Raw genomic sequence first — 19,855 nt, 5'->3', positions numbered from 1 at the left:
AAGGCAGCGGAGTAATTGCAGGTTTTACACTTATTCAGGTGCTGTGGCAGCATTTCCCGATAAGTAACTGTACATTCTGCAACTATTCCATTATAACAATGGACCAAGAAAGCTGGAGAATGAAGCAGGTACGCTCGGGTGGGGCGATCGCTTTGCAACAACCGCTTCGCTTAATTGCCAATTTCATGTTGATCGCACCGACAGTTGATTTATATAGTATAAACTATATCATTACTCGCAAATATCCAAACAAAAACAGAGCTCCCAAGCGGAAGAAACCTTCTCCGCTATTCGGGAGCCCTTAAACGATCCGGCCGCGGCAGCTAAAAATCCAGAAGCATCATGGCGCGCCGGTATCCGCCACTCGCCATTTTTGCCGGTCCAGCGCCGGATCCGGTTCGTTCAAGTACAAGGAGCCGCCGTCCGCCGAAGCTTCAAGCGCTTGCTGGTTGTGAAGCGACAGAATGGCTACCGTGCCGTCGCCATTGTCGCGAAGCAGCCAGCGCTGATTGTCGTAGCCGAGATAATCGTACAGCTGGAGTTTGTTTTGGCCGGTATCGAGGTCCAAAGCTTTGCCTCCCGCGGCGGTGCGGATCGAATATGAGCCCGACTCGTCTCCGGTCGGCACCAAAACCCAAGTCTGGGAGGACGCCTCCCCAGCCCCGGCCGGGAGCAGCGCGACCGGCTCGCCGTTTTCCGCTTTCGCTGCATACAGCGACGCGTTCGCGCCGGCGTTAACGAACCTTGTCTTCCGCAGCTTGGCCTGCTCCGCCCGGCTGGCGTTGACGTTTTGGTAATAAGCCGCGCCGCCGAAGACGTGAACGCCGAAATGCCCTTCCGCGAACGTTCCGTCGGTAATGTCAATGATCCCGGCACCGTCCACGGAAATCCGGATACGCGGCCCGTCCGCTTCGATGACGATGGCGTATTTCTTCCCCGGCTGGATGAATGCCGGCACGTTCGCCAGCACCTGGCGTTCGGCAAATGCGCCATCGATTTTGTAGAACAAACGGAAAGCTTTCATATTCGGATCGAGATTAAAATAGTACCCGCTTCGCCCGTCCCGGCTGGCCCGAAACAGGATAGAGCCCGCACCGCCCGTTTCGGCCAGCGTCATTTCGGCCTCATACACAAAATCCCCGGCCGTCTCCTCCGCCACATAATGAGCGTCGCTCCCGTAGCTGCCGCGGATGCCCTTCTCCGTCGCCACCCAGGAGGATGCCGCCAAATCGGGAGTCCAGCCGGTCAGATTCGTATGGAACTCCCCGGCAAACACCTTCACCGGAACGCTGGCCGACGCTTTCCCGTTCGGGGTGGAGGCGGTGATCACCGCCTCTCCTTGGCCGGCCGCGCGAATCACCGCCTGCCGCTGATCGGACGAGGCGATGGCCACGACTTGCGGATCGCTTGTCTCCCAGCGGATCGGCTGATTTCGGTTGCCGTCCGAACCGCCGCTGCGCCCGCCTTTGGCGCCGCCGTTCACCGCCGCATACAAGGTCCGGGTATCTCCCAGCCCCATTTGCTGCGGACTCGTGTCCATCACGATGGAGGTTTGGCTCTCCGCCGCCTCGTTCCATACGTTTGTTAGTGCGTGCACTTTCAAGGAAACCACGTTCACCTCTCCACCTACAGTAAAAAGGCTCATTTCACGGTGCGCAGGATCGGGAAAAATCACCTCCGAAAATACTACGCGGCCATCCCCTCCGAATACCTCCAGCGAGGAATCGTCCACGAAAATCCGCAGCTTCACACGCCGGTTGTCCGGCTGAAGCGGCGCCTGATGAAGCGTGGTGAACCGCTCGGAGAAGCCGGTGTCGCCGGAAAGGGAGCGATCCACGTAGATCTCGTTCTCTTTTGTTTTGTACCCGACGACCGTCCGCTTTCCGGCTCCCTCGCGGAGGCGGAAACCGAATTCGCTCACGTTGCTGGCCTGAGGAATTTCAATTTCGGCTTCAATTTCATAGACTCCTGAGGACACGCCTTTCAGTAAATTCTCCCTATCCGCTTGGACGCGGCGGTCCGACGCCGCAAACAGCAGCTGGCCGCGCAGCGATTCCAGCTCGCGGATCGGCGTCTGTGCCAGGCGGATTCCCTCGTCCGTCTTCTGCAGCGTTAACTCGCGCGGAATGCTTAGAACCCCCTTCCAACCCTCGGTCGGAAAAGCAAACGGGTAATCCCAGTTCGTCATCCAGGCCAGCATCACCCTGCGTCCGTCCGGCATACCGGCAAAAGACATAGAGGCGTAGTACTCTTTTCCGTAATCGGTCGCCAGCACCTTGCCGGCAGGGTTGTCGTTAACGAACTTACCTTCCGGAGTAAGCTCCCCAATAAAATACTCCGCGGCCGAACCCTGCGTATTCGGGTTGGCCCCCGTGCTGATCATGAGCACCCATTTTTTCTCGCCCGTGTCGTCCACGGCCAGTTGGAATAAATCGGGGCACTCCCACACGCCGCCGCGGACATAAGCCCCGTATCCGAAGCTGTCGGTCAGCGTCCAGTCGATCAGGTTGGTCGAAGTGAAAAAGCGGATATGGTCGCCGCCGGACACAACCATAACCCAGCGGTTATGCTCTTCATCCCGCACGACCTTGGGATCGCGAAAATCCCAGCCTCCCGGATCGTCCCCCTGCTTGCCCGGATTTTCGATCACGATCGGGCGCTCTGCGGCGTACTCCCAGGTGCGGCCGCGATCCTTGCTGTACGCCAGCCCAATGCGCTGGTTGCCGTTCGGGCGGTCCGGATTATAGGAAGTATAATAGGCGATCAGGCCTTTGCCCCCGGAATCCGCGAACAAGCCGGAGGCATTATGGAGATCGGCGACGGCCGAACCCGACCAGACATGGCCCAAATCGTTCCAGGGCAAAGCGATAGGCAAGCGCTTCCAATGAACGAGATCGGTGCTGACCGCGTGCGCCCAAGTTCCGCCGTCCTGATGAAACAGATGGTATTCCCCTTCGTAATAGACCAGTCCGTTCGGATCGCTTGCCGACCCGCGGGCGGGCGAATAATGGTAGTCGGGGCGGTATTTTTCCGTATAATAATCATTGGCCGCAGTCAAATAGACGTCCTGAAAATATGCCGCTCCCCCGGATACCGCAAATCCCGCGTGACCGTCCGCGTAGCTATTGTCAACGGCATCCACGGCCGGTTCGGCGTATCCGTCCACATAGACCTGAATCCGGCTCCCGAGCGCATGGATTTCCAGATGGTGCCTTGCTTTGGAAGCCGACGGGTAAGCACGTTCCGAGGCCGCGATGACGCGGCCGTCCGCTTTTCTCAGCTCCGCCCAAACCTGGCCGCCGTCTTTTCGCAAAGCCGCCTCGTAGCCGTCCGTCCCCTGCCCGTTCGCTCTGAACCGCAAACCGGCTTCCCCCTGGTCTGCGGCAAAAGACACGTTTCCTTCCAGCACGAGATCCCGCTCAGCCCCCTGATAAAGCCGCAGCGCCCGCCCGGTACCGTCCGCCGTTCCCAGCTCCCCCCGCAGGTCCGGCTGCCAGACTCCAAAACTCGCGATCGCCGCGCCTAAATTGCTGTTCAGTTCGCTGACCTTCACGTTCTGAAACAGCGCGGAGCCGTCCCAAACGTTCAGGCCCAAATAGCCGGAAGCATAAGCCCCGTCATGGACGTCGATCAACGGTTTATAACGGTCCCCCCAAAATACCTGAAGCCGGGTTCCTTCGGCTTTGACTTTCAGATGATAGATTTCCCCTTCGGCCAAGTCCACCCGCCGTTCTTCCCGCAGCTTGCCGTCTTCGCTTGCATCCTTTAGCCGGATCAATCCCGCGTTCGGCACGAGCTGAAGCATGTAGGAGGACCACCCATCCTGATTGGAGCGGAATACCAACGTGGCGTCCGCCTGCCTCTCCGTTATCATGACGTCGGCTTCATAGATAAAATCGGCCGCCCGGGTTTCCGTCAGGGCCATCACGTTCTCCCTCGGCTCCGAGACGAGCAGAAGCCCCTGCTCCACCGTCTCCATTCGGCCTTTTCCCTCGATTCGCCAGCCGGTCAAATTCGTCTCCAATTTGGTTGCGCTTTCAAAAATGGCCTTTGCCCCCTTTCCCGTTTCCGTCTCCGCGCCTGCCGCCCGGACCATCCCAGCATCAAGCCCGGCAAAAATAAGCGCGGAGGACAAAAGGATGGATAATACGGATTTTCCTTTGCCCATGATACACCCTCTTTTCCTGTAAGAGATACAAACTTGTTTTGGCTTCCGGCGCAGGAGGCCATGGATCACGGCCACCGCCTCCCTCCGGCACGCTCTCTTCGCCGCTTTCTTCGCTTTCGCTTAAGAAGAAAGAAGCGGCCCGGTTAACGCCTTCAGCCCCAATGCCAAAGCGCCGCAAAGCCCTGCATGCTGCCCAAGGCCGGGAGGCACGATATACTCCTCCATGCGCTCCAAAATCTCGCCGGCGTTTATGTATCCGTTCAGATTTCGGCGCACCGCCTCCCGGATCAACGGGAAGAGTTGGGGCTGCTGCATGACCCCGCCGCCCAGGATGACCTTTTCCGGCGAAACCAAGAGCACCGCCCCCGTAATCGACTGGGCAAGATAAAACGCCTCGATTTCCCAAGCGGGATGATTCCCTGGCAGCTCATGCCCTTTGGCTTTCCAGCGGGCTTCGATCGCCGGTCCCGCCGCCATGCCTTCCAGGCAATCGCCGTGATACGGGCAGCGGCCCGCGAAATCATCGTCCGGGTGCCGCCTTACCGGCACATGGCCGCCCTCCGGGTGAACCAGCCCATGCACCAGCCGGCCTTCCAGATAAACGCCGATCCCCACGCCCGTTCCCACCGTATAATACAGGCAGCTGTTCAGGCCCCGGGCGGCCCCCCACGCCGCTTCCCCCAGCGCGGCCGCGTTCACGTCGGTATCCCAGCCCAAGGGGACCGGGAATTCGCGGCGCAGCGCGCCGAGGAAATCGAACCGGCTCCAACCGGGTTTCGGCGTTGTGGTCACATAGCCGTAGGTGGGGCTGTCTTGCCGAAGATCGATGGGGCCAAATGAACCGACCCCAATCGCCTCCACCCGTTTGTCCTTCAAATAAGCAATCGCTTTGCCAAGCGTGATCTCCGGACTTTCCGTCGGAAAACTGATGCTGTCCTCAATCACGCCGTGCTCATTGCCGATGCCGCAGACGAATTTCGTCCCGCCGGCTTCAATCGCTCCTATGCGCATGTTGATGATCTCCTTTTTTTTCGATACAGTCCAAGGCGGTCCCGCATCTTGTATGTTTCATCGGCCGATGGCCGCATTCATCGGCCGCAGCGCCGCCGATCGTAACGGATACCAGCGCCGTACCCTGGCATCGCTGCCTCCATCTAAATTACGGCGCCAGCTCATAAATCGTCAGCGACTTCAGCGCCAAGTCCGTTTCCGCCGCCAGGGATAGGCCGGTGGCCTCCGGGCCAGGGAAGATCAGATCGGTAATAACCGCTTCCCCGTCATTGGCAAACACTTCGACGGAGGCGCGGTCCACGAAAATGCGCAGCTCGAGCTTTTCTCCCGCGGAATGCAGCTTGGCCGCGTGTACGCCGCGAAACTGCTCGTGGAACTCATGCTGCCCCGACTTCGTGCGGTCCACATAGACCTCCCCGGAAGCCGCGTTCACGCCGACAACCGTCTCCTGGCCGGCCCCCGTTCTGACCTTAAAGGCAAAGGACGCGCCGGGCGCGGCTTCCGCAACCAGCTCGCAGCTGTCCAGCCGCAGGGAACGCAGCGCGGCTTCCGCTTCCCCGGCGGCGACATTCGCCAGGCTGAGCACCGGCCGGCGCACACGCGCCAGTTCCCGCGCCGGTCTCTGCGTCAGAACGGTCGCACCGTTCCGGGATTCCAGAGCAAGTTCCCGCGGTACCGTCATTGCGCCGCGAAACTCCTCCGCCGGCGTAAGCTGCGCATACTTCCAGTTGCTCATCCAGCCGATCAGCAGCCGTCTGCCATCCTCCGCCGGAATATCGGACCAACTGACGCCCGCGTAATTGTCCCGGCCATAATCCAGCCAGCGGACCGCGCGCGAGTCTTCATCGGGCGTGAACGTCACGCCGTCGAATTCCCCGGTAAAATACTGCGTTCTCGACCCTTCCGCATAAGCGGGATGATCGCCCACGCTGACCAGCATCACCCATTTTTGCCGGGAGGCATCGCCGTCGACCGCCAGCCGGAACAAATCGGGACACTCCCAAACCGCCTCATGGAAGCCGATCCCGCTGCCGAATTCGCTGGCGAACGTCCATGTTTTTAAATCGGGAGAATGATACAGGCATACCGTCTGCCCGCAAGCGATGATCATAACCCAACGCCGGGTACCTTCATGCCAAAACACCTTGGGATCGCGAAAATCAACGAAGCGTTCATGTCTCAACACCGGATTTCCCGCGTATTTCGTCCAAGTTCTGCCTTTGTCCTTGCTGTAGGCGATGCTTTGCGTTTGCACGGGAGGTTTTCCTTCCGCTTCGAGGTGATGGGTGAAAATCGCGACCAGCCCCGGTTCCTCCTCGAAAAAGCCGGTCGTATTGCCCCAGTCCACTACCGCGCTTCCCGAGAAAATCGTGCCGTTCTCGTCGGGGAAGAGCGCAATGTCAAGCTCCTCCCAATGAACCAGGTCTTCGCTTACGGCGTGGCCCCAGTGCATCGGCCCATGGGTCGTTCCGTGAGGATAATATTGATAGAATAGATGGTATTCTCCGGCAAAATAAACCAATCCGTTCGGATCGTTCATCCAGTTCTTCTCCGGCGAGAAATGATACCTGCCTCTGTAGTTTTGCTTGGCGATTGTCGACATTCCAGCGTCTCTCCTTTTTGCCTCCGTAATAAAATCGGCTATCTCTGTAAATACCTATCATTTTCTATTTCTCGGAATTTTCGTTGAATACGGATGCTTTGTGCGATGCCGCTTTACTTCCCGATTACTTCTTCATGGCCCGATCATATCCGCCCTGCTTGATTTTCAGCCATTCCTGCAGCCCAAGCCGATCCAGCTCCTGCAAATAGCCGCTCCACTCTTCATCGATTTTGCCGTTCTGATACCACTCGGTGCGCTTTCTCAGCACATAAGCGAATAGGTCCGTTTCGATCGTCGTCAGCCGGTCCAGCTCATCGATTGAATGGAATACATTGGGCATTGCCTGCTCCGCCTTCATATGAGGAGCCATGACCTCCTTGACGATTTGCATTCTTTCTTTGGCGTCGTCCGGCACGGTGGTATATTTGCCGAAATAGCTGTCCAGGATCGCCAGCGGGCCGCCAACGCTCGTTTTTTCGCGCAGTTCCACCGGAGCGGTTCCGTTCAGCGGCAGGTGCTTCAGGCTGTTGCTCGCTTCGTCGTATTCGAAGATGTTTTGCTGCGACTCGTCGCCGTAAGTGCCCCAGTTGTTCTGCACGGATTGGATCGGATCGTACATCTGATCCACCCATTTCGCCGTCGCTTCCAGGTTTTTGTTGGTGCTCGTAACGACCATCCGGCCGCGATGGAAGCCCAGCGCGTTCGTTTGGGCCACATTGATTTCACCGTCCGGCCCGGCTACCGGCGGCATGACCTCGTAGCTGTCATTAGCGCCCGTAATGTTGCTCTTGTCCCAGGTGAAGTAGAGGCCGTATCTATGGTCCTTGCCTTTGGCCAGATACGTGCTCCAGTCCTGCGTGTACGCTTCGACATCGATGAGTCCTTCCTTGTATAACTCGTTGATATATTTGACGGCATTTTTGTAGCCTTCCTCGGCAGGCGCAAACACGACTTTGCCGTCGTTCGTAACTACCGCGTGATCGGGATTTTCCCCTAAGCCAAACGCGGCGAACAGGAACACCAAATCCTCGGCCCCCGGCTTGTTGATAAAAGACAGCGGAATTTCGTCGGCCTGCCCGTTTCCGTTGGGATCCTGGGTTTTGAAGGCGATCAGCACCTGCTTCAATTCCTCCGTCGTTTTCGGCATCTCCAGACCGAGCTTATTCAGCCATTCCACATTGATCCACGGAACGGCGTCGACGGATTGAATCCGCTCCTTACCCTTGCCGAGCTCTTCGATCCACGGAAAAGCGTAGATGTTGCCGTCCGGCGCAGTAATCATCGCCTTGTATTCCGGAGCTTCTTCCAGCACCTTTTTGAAATTCGGCATATACTGCTCAATCAGATCGTTCAGCGGAATGATCGCCCCGTCCTTGGCCAGCTTGAGCAGCTCGTAATCGGTGTAACCGGCGTCGAAGATGGCGTCGGGAAGATCGCCGCTGGCCATGGCGAGATTTCTTTTTTCCACGAACACGTCCTTGGTGAAATTCTTCCAATTGATATGGACGTTCGTTTTTTCCTCCAGCCGTTTGAAAATCAGCTTGTCGTTGGGATCCGCGGGCGCCAGCGGCGAGCTTTGCGTCATCATGTTCAGCGTGATCTTCCCGCTCGGATCCTGTTCGTTGGCGGCCGAATTTTTGCTTCCCCCGTTGCCGCAGGCGGACAGCAGAAGCGCGGAAGCAAGTACGGAGACGGATAAGGCTTTGCAGGCGAATTTCACTTTTTGGCTTTTTTCCATTGTCTTTTGACCTCCCAGGTTTGTGCTTTAGGCAAATCATTTATGTGCAGCCGGCATTATTTCAGGGAGCCGACCATAACACCTTTCTCGAAATATTTCTGGAAAAACGGATACATCACGACGAGCGGCAGGCTCGAAATCACGATCGCCGCGTATTTGATCATCTCGGACAGCCGCTTCATTTCCGCCATGGCCAGTTGATCGGCGATCATGCTGGGATCGACCTGGTTCTGGATCAGAATCGACCGGAGCACGAGCTGCAGCGGGTGCAAGTTCGGATTGTCCAGGTAAATCATCGCGTCGAAATAGGCGTTCCATTGGCCGACGAAAGCGTACAGCGCCAACACGAAAACGATCGGTTTGGACAGCGGCAGCACGATGCGGAAGAAAATCATCGCCTCGGAAGCGCCGTCGACGTTGGCGGCCTCCCTCAGCTCGTTCGGCACGCCTTTGAAAAACGTCCGCGACAAGATGATGTTCCATACGTTGACCGCGCCGGGAATGATCACCGCCCAGACCGTATCGATCATGCCAAGCTCTTTGACCAGCAGGTAAGTCGGCACCAGCCCGCCGCCGAAAAACATCGTGATCAAAAACAAGGTCATAAAAATGCGGCGGCCGACAAGCCTATGATCCGACAGGGCGTAGCCCGCGAAAACCGACACCGTCACGGTGATCAGGGCAAATGAAGTCGAGTACAGCACCGCGTTGCCGAACCCCCGGACCATCGCCGGATTCGTCAGGATTTTCTCGTAACCGTCCAGGGTCCAATCCTTAACGTTGAAGGACAAGCCGCGGCTAAGCAGTACTGAGGGGTCCATAAACGAGGCCACGACGACATAAATCAGCGGGACGACCACGATCAAGACGGCAAACGCTAGCCCGATGGCATTTAAAACCAGCAGAAAACGGTCGAATTTCGAATGTTTGATGGGCATGGCAGTTTTGCTCCTTTCAATACAGTTGCGAGTTCAATAAGTCAGGTTTTCAGCACCGAGAAGGTTGAATGAAGCTAGGAACTGAGTAGCGCAGCGTACGCTTTGGGTACGTGAGCAACGGAAGGCCCGGCTGAATTCAAGATTCGACGCCGAATCCGCTTCTTGACCTGCTTCGTGATTAAAGATGACTCAATAAAGGCCTTCGCCTTCGTTCAGCTTCTTAACCACAAAATTCACGGTCACAAGCAGGATGACGTTGATGACGGAGTTGAACAGCCCGACGGCGGCGGAGTAAGCGTAGTCTCCGGACTGCAAGCCGATTTTGTACACGTAGGTCGGAATGATCTCCGAGGTCGGCAGGTTCATGGCCGTCTGCATCAAGTAAGCCTTCTCGAAGCCGATCGACATGATCCCGCCGGCGGCGAGAATGAACACGATCGCCATAATCGGGCGGATCGTCGGCAGATCGATGTGGCGAATCCGCTGCAGCAGGTTGGCGCCGTCCAGGTGGGCCGCATGGTGCAGCTCCGGGTCCACGTTGGCCAGCGCGGCCACATAGATGATCGAGGACCAGCCCGCTCCCGTCCAAATATCCGACAAAATATAAATCCACCTGAAATACTCGGGGCGGGACATGAACATGATCGGCTCATCCGTAAACCAGATGAACAGCTGGTTGACGGGCCCTGTCGGCGACAGGAAGATGAACAGCATTCCGACGACAACCACGACGGAAATGAAGTTGGGGGCGTACAGAAACAACTGGATGTTCTTTTTCACGCCGGCCCGGCGGATCTGATTGAGCATCAGCGCCAGCAGGATCGGCACGGGAAAGCTGAGCACAAGCCCAAGCAAGCTCAATTTAAGCGTATTCATAAAGATGACTTCAAAATTGGGCGAGGACAGAAACTTGTCGAAATTTTTGAGTCCGATCCAATCGCTGCCGAGGATGCCTTTGATCGGACTGAAATCCTTAAACGCAATCACCGCCCCGTACATCGGCCCGTATTTGAAGATCAAGGTGAGGATCAGGGCCGGGGCAAGCAGCAGGTAGAGGAAGCCGTATTTCCGCAAATATTCGAAGGGGCTTTGTCCATGGGATCTCCTAAGCACCGTTCTTCTTTGTCCGGCTTTTATAGTGCTTTGCAATTTTGTTACCTCCGTTCTCCCGTTGAATTTACAGCTCTTTTGAAGTAAGGGCTTTCACTAACACTAATCCTTTATTGTCTGCACCCTGTTGCATTTACAATTTAACAAACGAAACTTTCATAGTCAATATATTTTGTAAAATTATTTTTGTGCATTTGTTAAGAAAAATTTCTGAAATTTGCACAAAAACATATTTCAAACCGCACAAAACACTCTAGAATCAAACAATCTCGGTTAAATGAGCTGTATAAAACAGCGTTTTCCGGATCGCACATGTTTTAAATCGATTAACAAATTAGCATAATAATTTGACAAATGTAATCATGCAAAATTGTAAATATCAATTGTTCATTTGTAAAGTTGATGTTGCTATTTTTCTCGTTTTATTATACATTTGAGATAGGAAATCTTTGCAAATACTCGCTTTTTATGCATCGTGACCCGAGGATCTTATAGAGGTGAAATGATGGCGAAGGAAAAAGTAACGATTCAGGATATCGCCGACGCTTTGGGCATCTCCCGCAACACGGCCTCCAAAGCGCTGAACGGAAGCGAAAGCATCCCGGCGGAAACGCGCAATAAAGTAATCAGAAAAGCCATTGAGCTGAAATACAAGCAATTTGCCTTTATGGACAGCGACAGCTTTTTGTCGAAAAGTTCGGGCAACATCGCTTTGCTGACGGAGAATTTGCCGAACACCTCCCATTTCGGTTCAACCCTGATCAGCGGCCTGGAAAAAAGAATCAGCGCCGAAGGCTACAACCTGTCCATTCATATCGTCAGGGACATCGAGCAAAAATCGCTGTCGCTGCCGAACAACTTCGACGCGTCCAATGTGGACGGCATCATCTGCATCGAGCTGTTTGATCTGGAATACAGCAAGCTTATCACCGGGCTCGGCATCCCGACTATCTTTATCGATTGCTCGGCTTACGTTTGCTACCCGGAATTTCAAGCCGACGTGCTGCTGATGGAGAACGACCACAGCACCTATCAGCTTACCAGGAAATTAATTGATGGCGGTTACAAAAGCTTCGGCTTTATCGGCGACTACAACCATTGCCGCAGCTTCAACGAAAGATGGGCCGGGTTTAACCGCGCGCTGACCGAGGCCGGCATCGTCCTTGACTTGTCCCAGTGCATCGTCGACGACGACCGGCTGTTCTTCTCCGAACCCGAGTGGATGGGCGAGCGCTTGGCCGCGATTCGGGAGCTTCCTTCCGTTTTCGTCTGCGCCAACGATTACATTGCCGTTAGCGTAATGAAAGCGCTGAGAAACCGCAACCTGTCGATTCCCCAAAATATCGTCATCTGCGGCTTCGACAACAGCCCCGAGTCCGTGATCGTCGAACCGCATTTGACGACGGTCCATATTTTCAGCAACGAAATGGGCGTCAAAGCCGCCGAAATGCTGCTTTCGCGCATCAAAGACCCGAATCAGCCCTACCAGGTGTCCCATATCTACACCAAACCGGTCATTCGGGAGTCCACGCCGAACATCCGGTAAGTCCAGTCGGGAGATAATGCCTGACGGCGTCCTTTAAACAGAACGCGCGTAGTGCCACACCCATCAAAAATAGCAGTAATTTTTACCGCTATTTTCGATATTCTCCCCCACTTTGGAGGAATAGCGGAATTTTATGTACTTATTTTGTTGCCGGCCCTGGAAAAAGTGTACATCTGCCTCCATCCGTCGAGCATAGCGGTAAACAATTCCCTTATTTGGGCCGAAGTCCCTCACACGTCCGAAATAGAGCCCTTTTTTACCGCTAATCCCGTGGCCCGCGCAAACATGAACGCCAACAACCACCTCCGCTCTCTCTTAAAGAGATGGAAGGTGGTTGTTGGCGTTGACGGCGCGCAAAAAATCCGGGAGTCGCCGCCATCCTAAGCGGCCGCGGCCGACTTCAACCGCCGGCGCCGGCTCAGCCGGGCCGCAAGGCCGTGCGACGGCGAACACAGAAACGCCAGCACGAACAGCAGCCCGGCCACGGCGACCATGCAGCCGGCGATCGAAGCGTCCAGCCATTTGGCGGCGTAATATCCGCCGGCGGCGCTGGCCGCGCCGATCAGCACGCTGAGGAGCAGCATTACGCTGAGCCTGTCGGTCAGCAAATAAGCCGCGGAAGCCGGGACGATCAGCATGCCGACGACCAGGATCGCCCCGACGCTTTCGAACGAAGCGACCGTGGACAAGGATACCAGTCCCATCAGCAGATAATGGAACAGCGCCACCGGAATGCCCACGGCGGCTGCAAGCGCCGGGTCGAACGCGCACAGCTTGAACTGCTTGTAGAACAGCAGGATCGCCGCCAGCACGACAAGCAGCGTACCGCCCAGCATCCAGACGGCCGCCGGCCCCATGTCGTAGCCGTTCCAGACCCAAGTGTCCCACTGCACGTAGGCGATTTCGCCAAACAGCACGCAGTCGAGATCGAGGTCGATATGGGCGGCGTTGCGGCTGATGAGAATGACGCCCACCGCGAACAGCGCCGTAAATACGATGCCGATTGAGGCGTCCGACTGCAGTCCGCTGTGCTGAAGCGCCTGAATCAGGAAAACGGTAATCAGGCCAAGCGCGGCCGCTCCGATCAGCATCAGCAGCGAATCCCGCGAGCTGCTCACCAGAAACGCGATCGCGATCCCCGGCAACACGGAGTGGCTGATCGCATCGCCCACCATCGCCATTTTGCGTAAAATCAGAAAACATCCCAGGATGCCGCAGGCAGCGGCGACCAGCGTGCCGGTCACAATAATCCATACATCGGCCATATTACTCCGCCCCCCTTTCCATGGCGCCTGCGTTTTGGCGGATAACCGCCCCTTCCACGTGCTGCCGTACTTCGCTGCGGTTCCGCCAGTGCCGGACCCATTTTGCCAGCAGCCCGCGGTTTGGCGCGAACAGCGCCGAGACCAAAAACAGCGAGGTGGCGGCCAGCACCGTCACCGGCCCGGTCGGCAGGTTGGACAACGCCCCGCTGATCAGCGTCCCCGTTACGCCCGACAGCGCTCCAAACAATCCGGCCAATATTACCATGAAGCCCAGGGCATCCGTCCAATACCTGGCGGCCACGGCCGGGGTGATCAAGAGAGCCGCCACGAGCACGACGCCAACCGCCTGGATGCCGATGACGACGGCCACCACGGTCATGAACAGCAGCAGCTGTTCCAGAAAAGCCGCGTTCATCCCCATCCCCCGGGCGAAGCCGGGATCGAAGCTGACCAGCTTGAACTCCTTGAACAACAAGGTGCTGACGAGGATCAAGAGCACCGCCACCGCCCCCATCATATACACATCGGACAGCATCATGGAAGCCGCCTGGCCGAACATATATTTATCCAGCCCGCTTTGGTTGCCGTTGCCGCTGTGCTGGATCTTCGTCAGCATGACGATGCCGATCCCGAAAAAGACCGACAACACGATGCCGAGCGCCGCGTCCTGCTTAATGCGCGAATACCGGGTGATCGCGGAGATGCCGAACGTCGCCAGCATCCCGGCCAGGGCCGCTCCGATGATGAACAAGCCCACCGATTTGACGCCGCTCAGCATGAAGGCGATGCAGATGCCGGGCAGCGCGGCATGGGCCAGCGCGTCGCCCAGCAGGCTTTGTTTGCGCAGATAAGCAAACGATCCGATCACACCGCTCCCGAGCCCCAGCAGCAGCGATCCGGCCAAAATCCACCGCATGTTCGGATCCGTGATCCAAGAGATCAGGTTCACCAGCATGTTCATCACACCGTCCCCGCCGGTACGGCCGCGAGATCCTGCAGCATGGCGATCCGTCCGCCGTACGTTTTTTGCAAATTTTCCGGGGTGAATGTCTCCGCGGTCGGGCCGGCGGCGATCAGCTCGCCGTTCAGCAGCAGCACGTGGTCGAAATATTCCCTCACCGTGGCCAAATCATGATGCACGACGAGCACGGTTTTGCCCTGTTCCTTTAATTCATGCAAAAGGCCGATAATCGCTTTTTCGGTCGTGGCGTCCACCCCGGCAAACGGCTCATCCATAAAATAGAGCTGCGCGTTTTGCGCCAGCGCCCGGGCGAGGAACACCCGCTGCTGCTGTCCGCCGGACAACTGGCTGATTTGCCGGCCGGCGTAGTCGGCCATGCCGACCTTTGCCAGACACTCCATGGCGATCTGCCGCTCTTTCGCGCCGGGCCGGCGGAACCAGCCCAAATGACCATAGCGGCCCATCATCACCACATCCAGCGCGTTCGTCGGAAAATCCCAATCCACCGATTCCCGCTGGGGCACGTACCCTACGATTTTCCGCTGCTCCCGGTAAGGTTTGCCGTAAATACTCACTTTCCCCTGCACTTTCGGGATAAGCCCGAGCACCGCTTTGAGCAGGGTTGACTTGCCCGCTCCGTTCGGGCCCAGCACGCCGATCAGCTTCCCCTCGGGAATCTGAAACGATACCGATCTTAACACCGGTTTCTTCTGATAAGCGATCGTTAGTTGATCAACTTCAAGCGGAACCACTTTCATTTTAATCGCCTCATTTCTTCGGGCAGCGCTGGCCGCCGCTTCATTTGAAATAAATATGCCGTCCGGTTGACGTTTCTTATTTCAACGCTTCCACGATGGTGTTTACGTTGTGGCGGACCATCTTGATGTACGTATCCGCTTCGCCGCCGGGTTCGCCCAGCGAATCGGAGTACAATTCCCCGCCGATCTTCACCGTATGCCCTTTTTCCTTGGCGCCGGCGATCACGGCTTCCATCGATTTGGTCGGAATGCTCGATTCCACGAACACCGCTTTAATTTGATTCTCCACCAAAAAATCCCGCAGCTTGCTGACATCCCTCGAACCGTATTCCGCCGCCGTGCTGATGCCCTGCAGCCCCATCACCTTAATCCCGTAAGCGTCCCCGAAGTACCCGAACGCGTCGTGCGCCGTCACCAGGACCCGGTCCTGTTCGGGGATTTCCGCGATCCGTTGTTTAACTTCGGCATCCAGTTGCTCCAGCTCCCCTATGTAGGCCTCCGCGTTCTGCCGGTATACCTCGGCGTGCTTTGGATCGTACTCCATCAGCGTGTCGCGGATCGTTTCGGTCGCGGTTATCCAGTGCTGGACGTTGAACCAGATGTGCGGATCGTATTGCGAGCCCCCCGCATCCTCGCCCGATCTAAGCAGCGCAGGGTCGATATTTTGGGAAACGGCGACCGTCCGCTTCTTTTGCTCCAGCTTCTCGAAAATCTCCGTCATTTTCCCTTCCAGGTGCAGCCCGCCGTAAAAAATAATCTCCGCCTCATCCAGCTTCTTCACGTCACCTTGCGACGCTTTATATAAGTGGGGGTCGACGCCCGGGCCCATCAGCCCGGCTGCGTCCACTTCCTCCCCGCCGACCTCCCGAACCACATCGGTTATCATCCCGATCGTCGACACGACCTGAATCGGCGTCCCGTCATCGTGCCGATGCGTTAGATCGGCTTGTCCCTCTACTTTCGAACATGCCGCCAGAATGATTAAAGCCAGCATCCCCAGCGTCATTTTGGCCCGCTGAAACGGGCTTTTTTTGATCTTCCATTCGTCCTTTTCGCTCATTTCCCCAATTCATCCCCTTATTTTGGATTAGTTGTTTCCCCAGTGAACACTTGTTTTCCTGATGCCTGTTTTTTAGCTAGATATAAAAATGTTTCCCTAATGCAAATTTTACACGCAGCGCATACAAAAAAGCAAGAGGATTTTTCCTCTTGCTTTTCGGTTTAGATGAATCATAGTTTTCTGCCTAAATTAATTGAGTATACAGGATCGATGTTTCGAAACTCGCGGCATTTGTATCGAAGTTGTAAATTTTTGCTCTGACCTCTGTTCAATTGTTCGCCTTGGCTTCAAAATATATAAGAAGACGAATTGCAAGAGCAGGGGAGATTTAAAAGGAATATGAGACATAAGCAATTATTAATCATTGAGGACGAAGATTCCATCCGTGACATATTGTCTTATTCTTTGCGAAAGGAAGGGTTCGTGATCCACGAAGCGGCGACGGGGACGGAAGGGCTTGAGATGTTAAGCCGGCACCATCCCGACCTGGTGCTGCTGGATTTGATGCTGCCCGATATGAGCGGGTTCGATATTTGCAGGCATCTGTCAGCCGATGCGAAAACGCCGGTCATTATGATTACGGCCAAGTCGGATATGCTGGACAAGGTGCTGGGCATGGAGCTGGGAGCGGACGATTACATCACCAAGCCGTTCGATATTCGGGAGGTCGTGGCGCGTATCCGGGCGATATTCCGCCGAATCGATCTGATCAGCGAGACGCTGGAAATTGAATCGTTAGAGGTTATTCGCTTGGGGAAGCACATCGAGATTCGCAAGGACGAGCGGGAGGTTTGGAAGGACGGAAAACGCACAGGACTGACAAACAAGGAGTACGACTTACTGCTCTTTCTCGCAAGCCATAACCGCAAGGTGTTTACGCGATCCGAACTGCTGGACAAAGTATGGGGATACGACTTTGCCGGCGACACCCGTACAGTGGACATACACGTGCAGCGCATCCGCAAGAAACTGGACGGCGACGGTCAAGGAGCTTCCATTATCGAGACGGTGTTCGGCGTCGGTTACAGATTGGACACCCAGGTGCGGACATGAAGTGGACGATCCAGTTCAAAATGGTTTCCCTTTTTTCGGTCATCGTATTTATCGGCTTCTCTTCCCTGCTCATCCTTTCAAACAAAGTGGGCGAAGAGAACATGTACCGGGAAGTGCACGAAGACATGATTCAGGTCAAAAAAAATCTGGACATTGCGCTCAATCAATATTTCCTGATTCATAACAAACGATTGAACGAAAAGTCGCTGGAGGCGGGAAGCCGGGACCTGGAGGAGCAGATCGGGGCCGCGGCGGGCGGCAAGGTTACGCTTTATCACCCGGATGCTTCTCCGTATAACGCGTCTTCCAGCCCTGCCGTAATTGCCTCCGAACGGCCGGATATACAGTCTGCCGCCAATTCGCAGATCGCGTACTCCACATCGATGCAGAAAGGTAAGCTCATCTCCAGCCTGTCCTTTCCCGTCATGTCCGGCCGGCAAGTCATCGGCATTATTCAATTGGAGAAAAATTATACGGAGCTGTTCAAACGGCATTTACGCTTTCAAAATACGGTCAAATATTTGGCGGCGGTCATTTTTGTATTTGTATTTATCGCATCCGTCTTCATTTCCCGGCAAATTACCAGACCGGTTCGCGTGCTCACTAAACGCGCGGTACAAGTGGCGCAGGGCAACCTGAATGCGGACGTCAACATCTCCACGAAAGACGAGATTGGCGAACTGGCTTCCAGCTTCAATGTCATGATCAACCGCGTGCGGGAGCAGATCGACGTGATTGAACGTGAACGAGATGAGGTAAAACAGGTGCAGGCGCGCAGCAAATTATTTTTTGACAATGTGACCCATGAATTAAAAACGCCGTTGACCACCATTTTGGGGTATGCCCAAATATTGCGGGATAATGGATTTACGGACAAAGCGTTTTTCGACAAGGGCTTGGACTACATTATTAATGAAAGCAGGCGCCTGAACGCGATGGTTGCGGATATTTTGGAATTTTCCGTAGCGTCCGCCGCGATGCAGGCCTATCGGTTCGAACGGATCGATGTGTCGAAGGTCGTTCGGGAAGCCTGCGAGGACATGGCGATCAAGGCGGGCAAATATAATATCGCCATCCATTATGAACTGGAGGAGAACCTCCATATCCAGGGCGATCGTCATAAGCTCAAGGAAGCGTTCCTAAATGTGCTCGATAACTCTGTTAAGTACGGATATGTTAATTCGATGATCGAAGTCCGGTCGTTCCGGTCGGGCAATTCGGCTTATATCGTGATCAGCGATCAGGGGGAAGGCATCAGTGAAGAGGCGTTGAAACATGTGCTTGAGCCGTTTTACCGGGTGAACGGGGTGAACAGAAAAGAGAGAGGAAGCGCAGGCCTCGGCTTGTCCATCGTAAAAAATACAATAGAACAGCATGGAGGAACCATCCAAATGTTAAGTGCAGTGAACCTAGGGACACAGGTACACATCCATCTTCCGGGAGAATGGCCGGCATGAAGAACCGGGAATTCTGGACAAAACATCGCGATGTGCTCCTATTGACCATTTTGCTGGCCGCCTTTGTCGGCGGCATATTCGGGGTCGGCGGTTTGTTCGACATGAACGGTTCCAAACTGAGGACGGTCATTCTCCCGGAAGCGCAATTCAGCAGCCGTCTCGCCCCTCCGCCAAACAGTACGGTTCAGATTGAGGCCGCAATCAAGCTGCCCAATGATTTTGCCATCTACGATTTTGAAGTCGCTGATCAAAACACCTTGATCCTGAACCGGCCGGAAAACTCTTATACCGGCATCAAAATTTCCATGCTTAAACTGGATGACAACCATGTGAGGGATCTCGCGACGAACACCGATTACGGCGTAGTCTTGAGCCCCGATCGGAAGAAGATGATCTTTTCCGAATATCGCTCACCGCAAGCACAGCAAACAACCTATGAGTACAATATGAAATCCGGACAGCGGCGGAAACTGGCTGATGACAATTCTTTTTACCGGGAGTATATCGGCAACGACGCCTACATCGGGCACGATAATCTCGTATTCAAAATGATCGATTTAAATTCAGACAAGAAACGCTTAATATACAGCGATGAAGAAATCATAAAGCTGGTTGCCAAGGAGAATCATATCCGGAATCCGGATGACGTGTGGATTCTCTTCAATATTGAGTTCAGCCGGGATTTGCAGTACTTTTATACTCTTGTCGGCTGGAATAACACGACCATGGTATACCGCTTTCCCGTGAATGGCCGGAACAATCCAGTTGCGTGCACCCCCGCGGAGGCTATACAGCAATTCAGAGTGCTCAAGAACGGCGATATACTGGTTCAGGGCACTGTGAACAAGGTGCCGGGGCTATTCATATACCAAGCCGCCTCAAAGCGGTTCGATCTTCTGATGAAAGGCAACATCTGGAGCTTCGACCTAAATGAAGATGAATCCCGGATTGCTTATTTTACGGCGCTTGAAAACCAAAAAAATGAGCTGCACATGGCTTATCTTGACGGCGACAAGTTATTGTCGGACACGGTGGTGTATCGTAATATCGATAATTTTGTCAATCTGAAATGGAACGGCGACAATCTCTTTGTTGTGAGCAGCTCTATGGAAAAAAGCGAGATTTACCGCTTCACGTTCCGCGCCTGGTAACACGGCATAACATACTCATATTTTACAACTTGGATA

Annotated in this window: 14 protein-coding genes; 4 read left to right on the top strand and 10 right to left on the bottom strand. The window is 55.1% G+C overall.

The annotated features are described in order from the left end of the window. Positions 1 to 340 precede the first annotated feature (340 nt). The 6 genes from NYE74_RS10040 to NYE74_RS10015 form a co-directional block, all read right to left on the bottom strand. Positions 341 to 4,168 carry a GH32 C-terminal domain-containing protein gene (locus NYE74_RS10040; RefSeq protein WP_341004774.1) on the bottom strand — a complete coding sequence of 1,276 codons (3,828 nt, stop codon included), beginning with the start codon at positions 4,166 to 4,168 and terminating at the stop codon, positions 341 to 343. A 120-nt stretch (positions 4,169 to 4,288) separates the two neighbouring features. Continuing rightward, positions 4,289 to 5,179: an ROK family protein gene (locus NYE74_RS10035; RefSeq protein WP_036620045.1), complete on the bottom strand. Its 891-nt coding sequence runs from the start codon at positions 5,177 to 5,179 to the stop codon at positions 4,289 to 4,291. Between the two features lie 148 nt (positions 5,180 to 5,327). Further along, the gene (locus NYE74_RS10030; RefSeq protein WP_036620042.1) at positions 5,328 to 6,782 is read right to left on the bottom strand and encodes a glycoside hydrolase family 32 protein; all 1,455 of its coding nucleotides are present in this window, start codon (positions 6,780 to 6,782) and stop codon (positions 5,328 to 5,330) included. A 124-nt stretch (positions 6,783 to 6,906) separates the two neighbouring features. Next, positions 6,907 to 8,520 carry an ABC transporter substrate-binding protein gene (locus NYE74_RS10025; RefSeq protein WP_326044451.1) on the bottom strand — a complete coding sequence of 538 codons (1,614 nt, stop codon included), beginning with the start codon at positions 8,518 to 8,520 and terminating at the stop codon, positions 6,907 to 6,909. A 56-nt stretch (positions 8,521 to 8,576) separates the two neighbouring features. Further along, on the bottom strand, positions 8,577 to 9,458 hold the full coding sequence (locus NYE74_RS10020; RefSeq protein WP_036620037.1) for a carbohydrate ABC transporter permease: 882 nt from the start codon (positions 9,456 to 9,458) through the stop codon (positions 8,577 to 8,579). A 189-nt stretch (positions 9,459 to 9,647) separates the two neighbouring features. Continuing rightward, the gene (locus NYE74_RS10015; protein WP_326044465.1) at positions 9,648 to 10,571 is read right to left on the bottom strand and encodes an ABC transporter permease; all 924 of its coding nucleotides are present in this window, start codon (positions 10,569 to 10,571) and stop codon (positions 9,648 to 9,650) included. 502 nt (positions 10,572 to 11,073) lie between these two features. Between NYE74_RS10015 and NYE74_RS10010 the strand changes: the two genes are divergently transcribed. Further along, positions 11,074 to 12,114: a LacI family DNA-binding transcriptional regulator gene (locus tag NYE74_RS10010; RefSeq protein ID WP_124333148.1), complete on the top strand. Its 1,041-nt coding sequence runs from the start codon at positions 11,074 to 11,076 to the stop codon at positions 12,112 to 12,114. Positions 12,115 to 12,494: 380 nt separating this feature from the next. On the opposite strand, the gene NYE74_RS10005 is transcribed toward NYE74_RS10010, so the two are convergent. The 4 genes from NYE74_RS10005 to NYE74_RS09990 all read right to left on the bottom strand — a co-directional run bounded on the left by NYE74_RS10005 (position 12,495) and on the right by NYE74_RS09990 (position 16,158). Continuing rightward, the gene (locus NYE74_RS10005) at positions 12,495 to 13,379 is read right to left on the bottom strand and encodes a metal ABC transporter permease (RefSeq protein WP_036620030.1); all 885 of its coding nucleotides are present in this window, start codon (positions 13,377 to 13,379) and stop codon (positions 12,495 to 12,497) included. A 1-nt stretch (position 13,380) separates the two neighbouring features. Beyond that, entirely contained in the window at positions 13,381 to 14,334 is a 954-nt protein-coding gene (locus NYE74_RS10000) for a metal ABC transporter permease (RefSeq protein WP_036627617.1), read from the bottom strand. 5 nt (positions 14,335 to 14,339) lie between these two features. Continuing rightward, entirely contained in the window at positions 14,340 to 15,098 is a 759-nt protein-coding gene (locus NYE74_RS09995; protein ID WP_124333150.1) for a metal ABC transporter ATP-binding protein, read from the bottom strand. 76 nt (positions 15,099 to 15,174) lie between these two features. After that, positions 15,175 to 16,158 (bottom strand): metal ABC transporter solute-binding protein, Zn/Mn family, encoded by a 984-nt coding sequence (locus NYE74_RS09990; RefSeq protein WP_051985285.1) that lies wholly within the window; start codon positions 16,156 to 16,158, stop codon positions 15,175 to 15,177. A gap of 339 nt (positions 16,159 to 16,497) precedes the next feature. On the opposite strand from NYE74_RS09990, the gene NYE74_RS09985 reads away from it, so the two are divergent. Genes NYE74_RS09985 through NYE74_RS09975 form a run of 3 tightly spaced genes read left to right on the top strand, consistent with a single transcriptional unit; the run spans position 16,498 to position 19,819 of the window. Further along, positions 16,498 to 17,211 (top strand): response regulator transcription factor, encoded by a 714-nt coding sequence (locus NYE74_RS09985; RefSeq protein WP_341004773.1) that lies wholly within the window; start codon positions 16,498 to 16,500, stop codon positions 17,209 to 17,211. Beyond that, a complete protein-coding gene (locus tag NYE74_RS09980; protein ID WP_124333152.1) occupies positions 17,208 to 18,668 on the top strand; it encodes a sensor histidine kinase in 1,461 nt (486 codons plus the stop codon). Before NYE74_RS09985 ends, NYE74_RS09980 begins: the two co-directional genes overlap by 4 nt. Continuing rightward, the gene (locus tag NYE74_RS09975) at positions 18,665 to 19,819 is read left to right on the top strand and encodes a hypothetical protein (RefSeq protein ID WP_036620024.1); all 1,155 of its coding nucleotides are present in this window, start codon (positions 18,665 to 18,667) and stop codon (positions 19,817 to 19,819) included. Before NYE74_RS09980 ends, NYE74_RS09975 begins: the two co-directional genes overlap by 4 nt. Positions 19,820 to 19,855: the final 36 nt, after the last annotated feature.

Origin of the sequence: Paenibacillus sp. FSL P4-0127, assembly GCF_038007325.1 — a bacterium.
In the GTDB taxonomy this organism is placed as follows: domain Bacteria; phylum Bacillota; class Bacilli; order Paenibacillales; family Paenibacillaceae; genus Fontibacillus; species Fontibacillus macerans.
The sequence above is the reverse complement of the archived record's forward strand: the minus strand, read 5'-3'. Positions and strand labels throughout refer to the sequence as shown.

Coding starts and splice junctions, on each gene's coding strand:
- NYE74_RS10030 (WP_036620042.1), bottom strand. CDS start 6,782: ATGTCGACAATCGCCAAGCAAAACTACAGAGGCAGGTATCATTTCTCG.
- NYE74_RS10010 (WP_124333148.1), top strand. CDS start 11,074: ATGGCGAAGGAAAAAGTAACGATTCAGGATATCGCCGACGCTTTGGGC.
- NYE74_RS09990 (WP_051985285.1), bottom strand. CDS start 16,158: ATGAGCGAAAAGGACGAATGGAAGATCAAAAAAAGCCCGTTTCAGCGG.
- NYE74_RS10020 (WP_036620037.1), bottom strand. CDS start 9,458: ATGCCCATCAAACATTCGAAATTCGACCGTTTTCTGCTGGTTTTAAAT.
- NYE74_RS09980 (WP_124333152.1), top strand. CDS start 17,208: ATGAAGTGGACGATCCAGTTCAAAATGGTTTCCCTTTTTTCGGTCATC.
- NYE74_RS09985 (WP_341004773.1), top strand. CDS start 16,498: ATGAGACATAAGCAATTATTAATCATTGAGGACGAAGATTCCATCCGT.
- NYE74_RS09995 (WP_124333150.1), bottom strand. CDS start 15,098: ATGAAAGTGGTTCCGCTTGAAGTTGATCAACTAACGATCGCTTATCAG.
- NYE74_RS10035 (WP_036620045.1), bottom strand. CDS start 5,179: ATGCGCATAGGAGCGATTGAAGCCGGCGGGACGAAATTCGTCTGCGGC.
- NYE74_RS10040 (WP_341004774.1), bottom strand. CDS start 4,168: ATGGGCAAAGGAAAATCCGTATTATCCATCCTTTTGTCCTCCGCGCTT.
- NYE74_RS10000 (WP_036627617.1), bottom strand. CDS start 14,334: ATGCTGGTGAACCTGATCTCTTGGATCACGGATCCGAACATGCGGTGG.
- NYE74_RS10005 (WP_036620030.1), bottom strand. CDS start 13,379: ATGGCCGATGTATGGATTATTGTGACCGGCACGCTGGTCGCCGCTGCC.
- NYE74_RS09975 (WP_036620024.1), top strand. CDS start 18,665: ATGAAGAACCGGGAATTCTGGACAAAACATCGCGATGTGCTCCTATTG.
- NYE74_RS10025 (WP_326044451.1), bottom strand. CDS start 8,520: ATGGAAAAAAGCCAAAAAGTGAAATTCGCCTGCAAAGCCTTATCCGTC.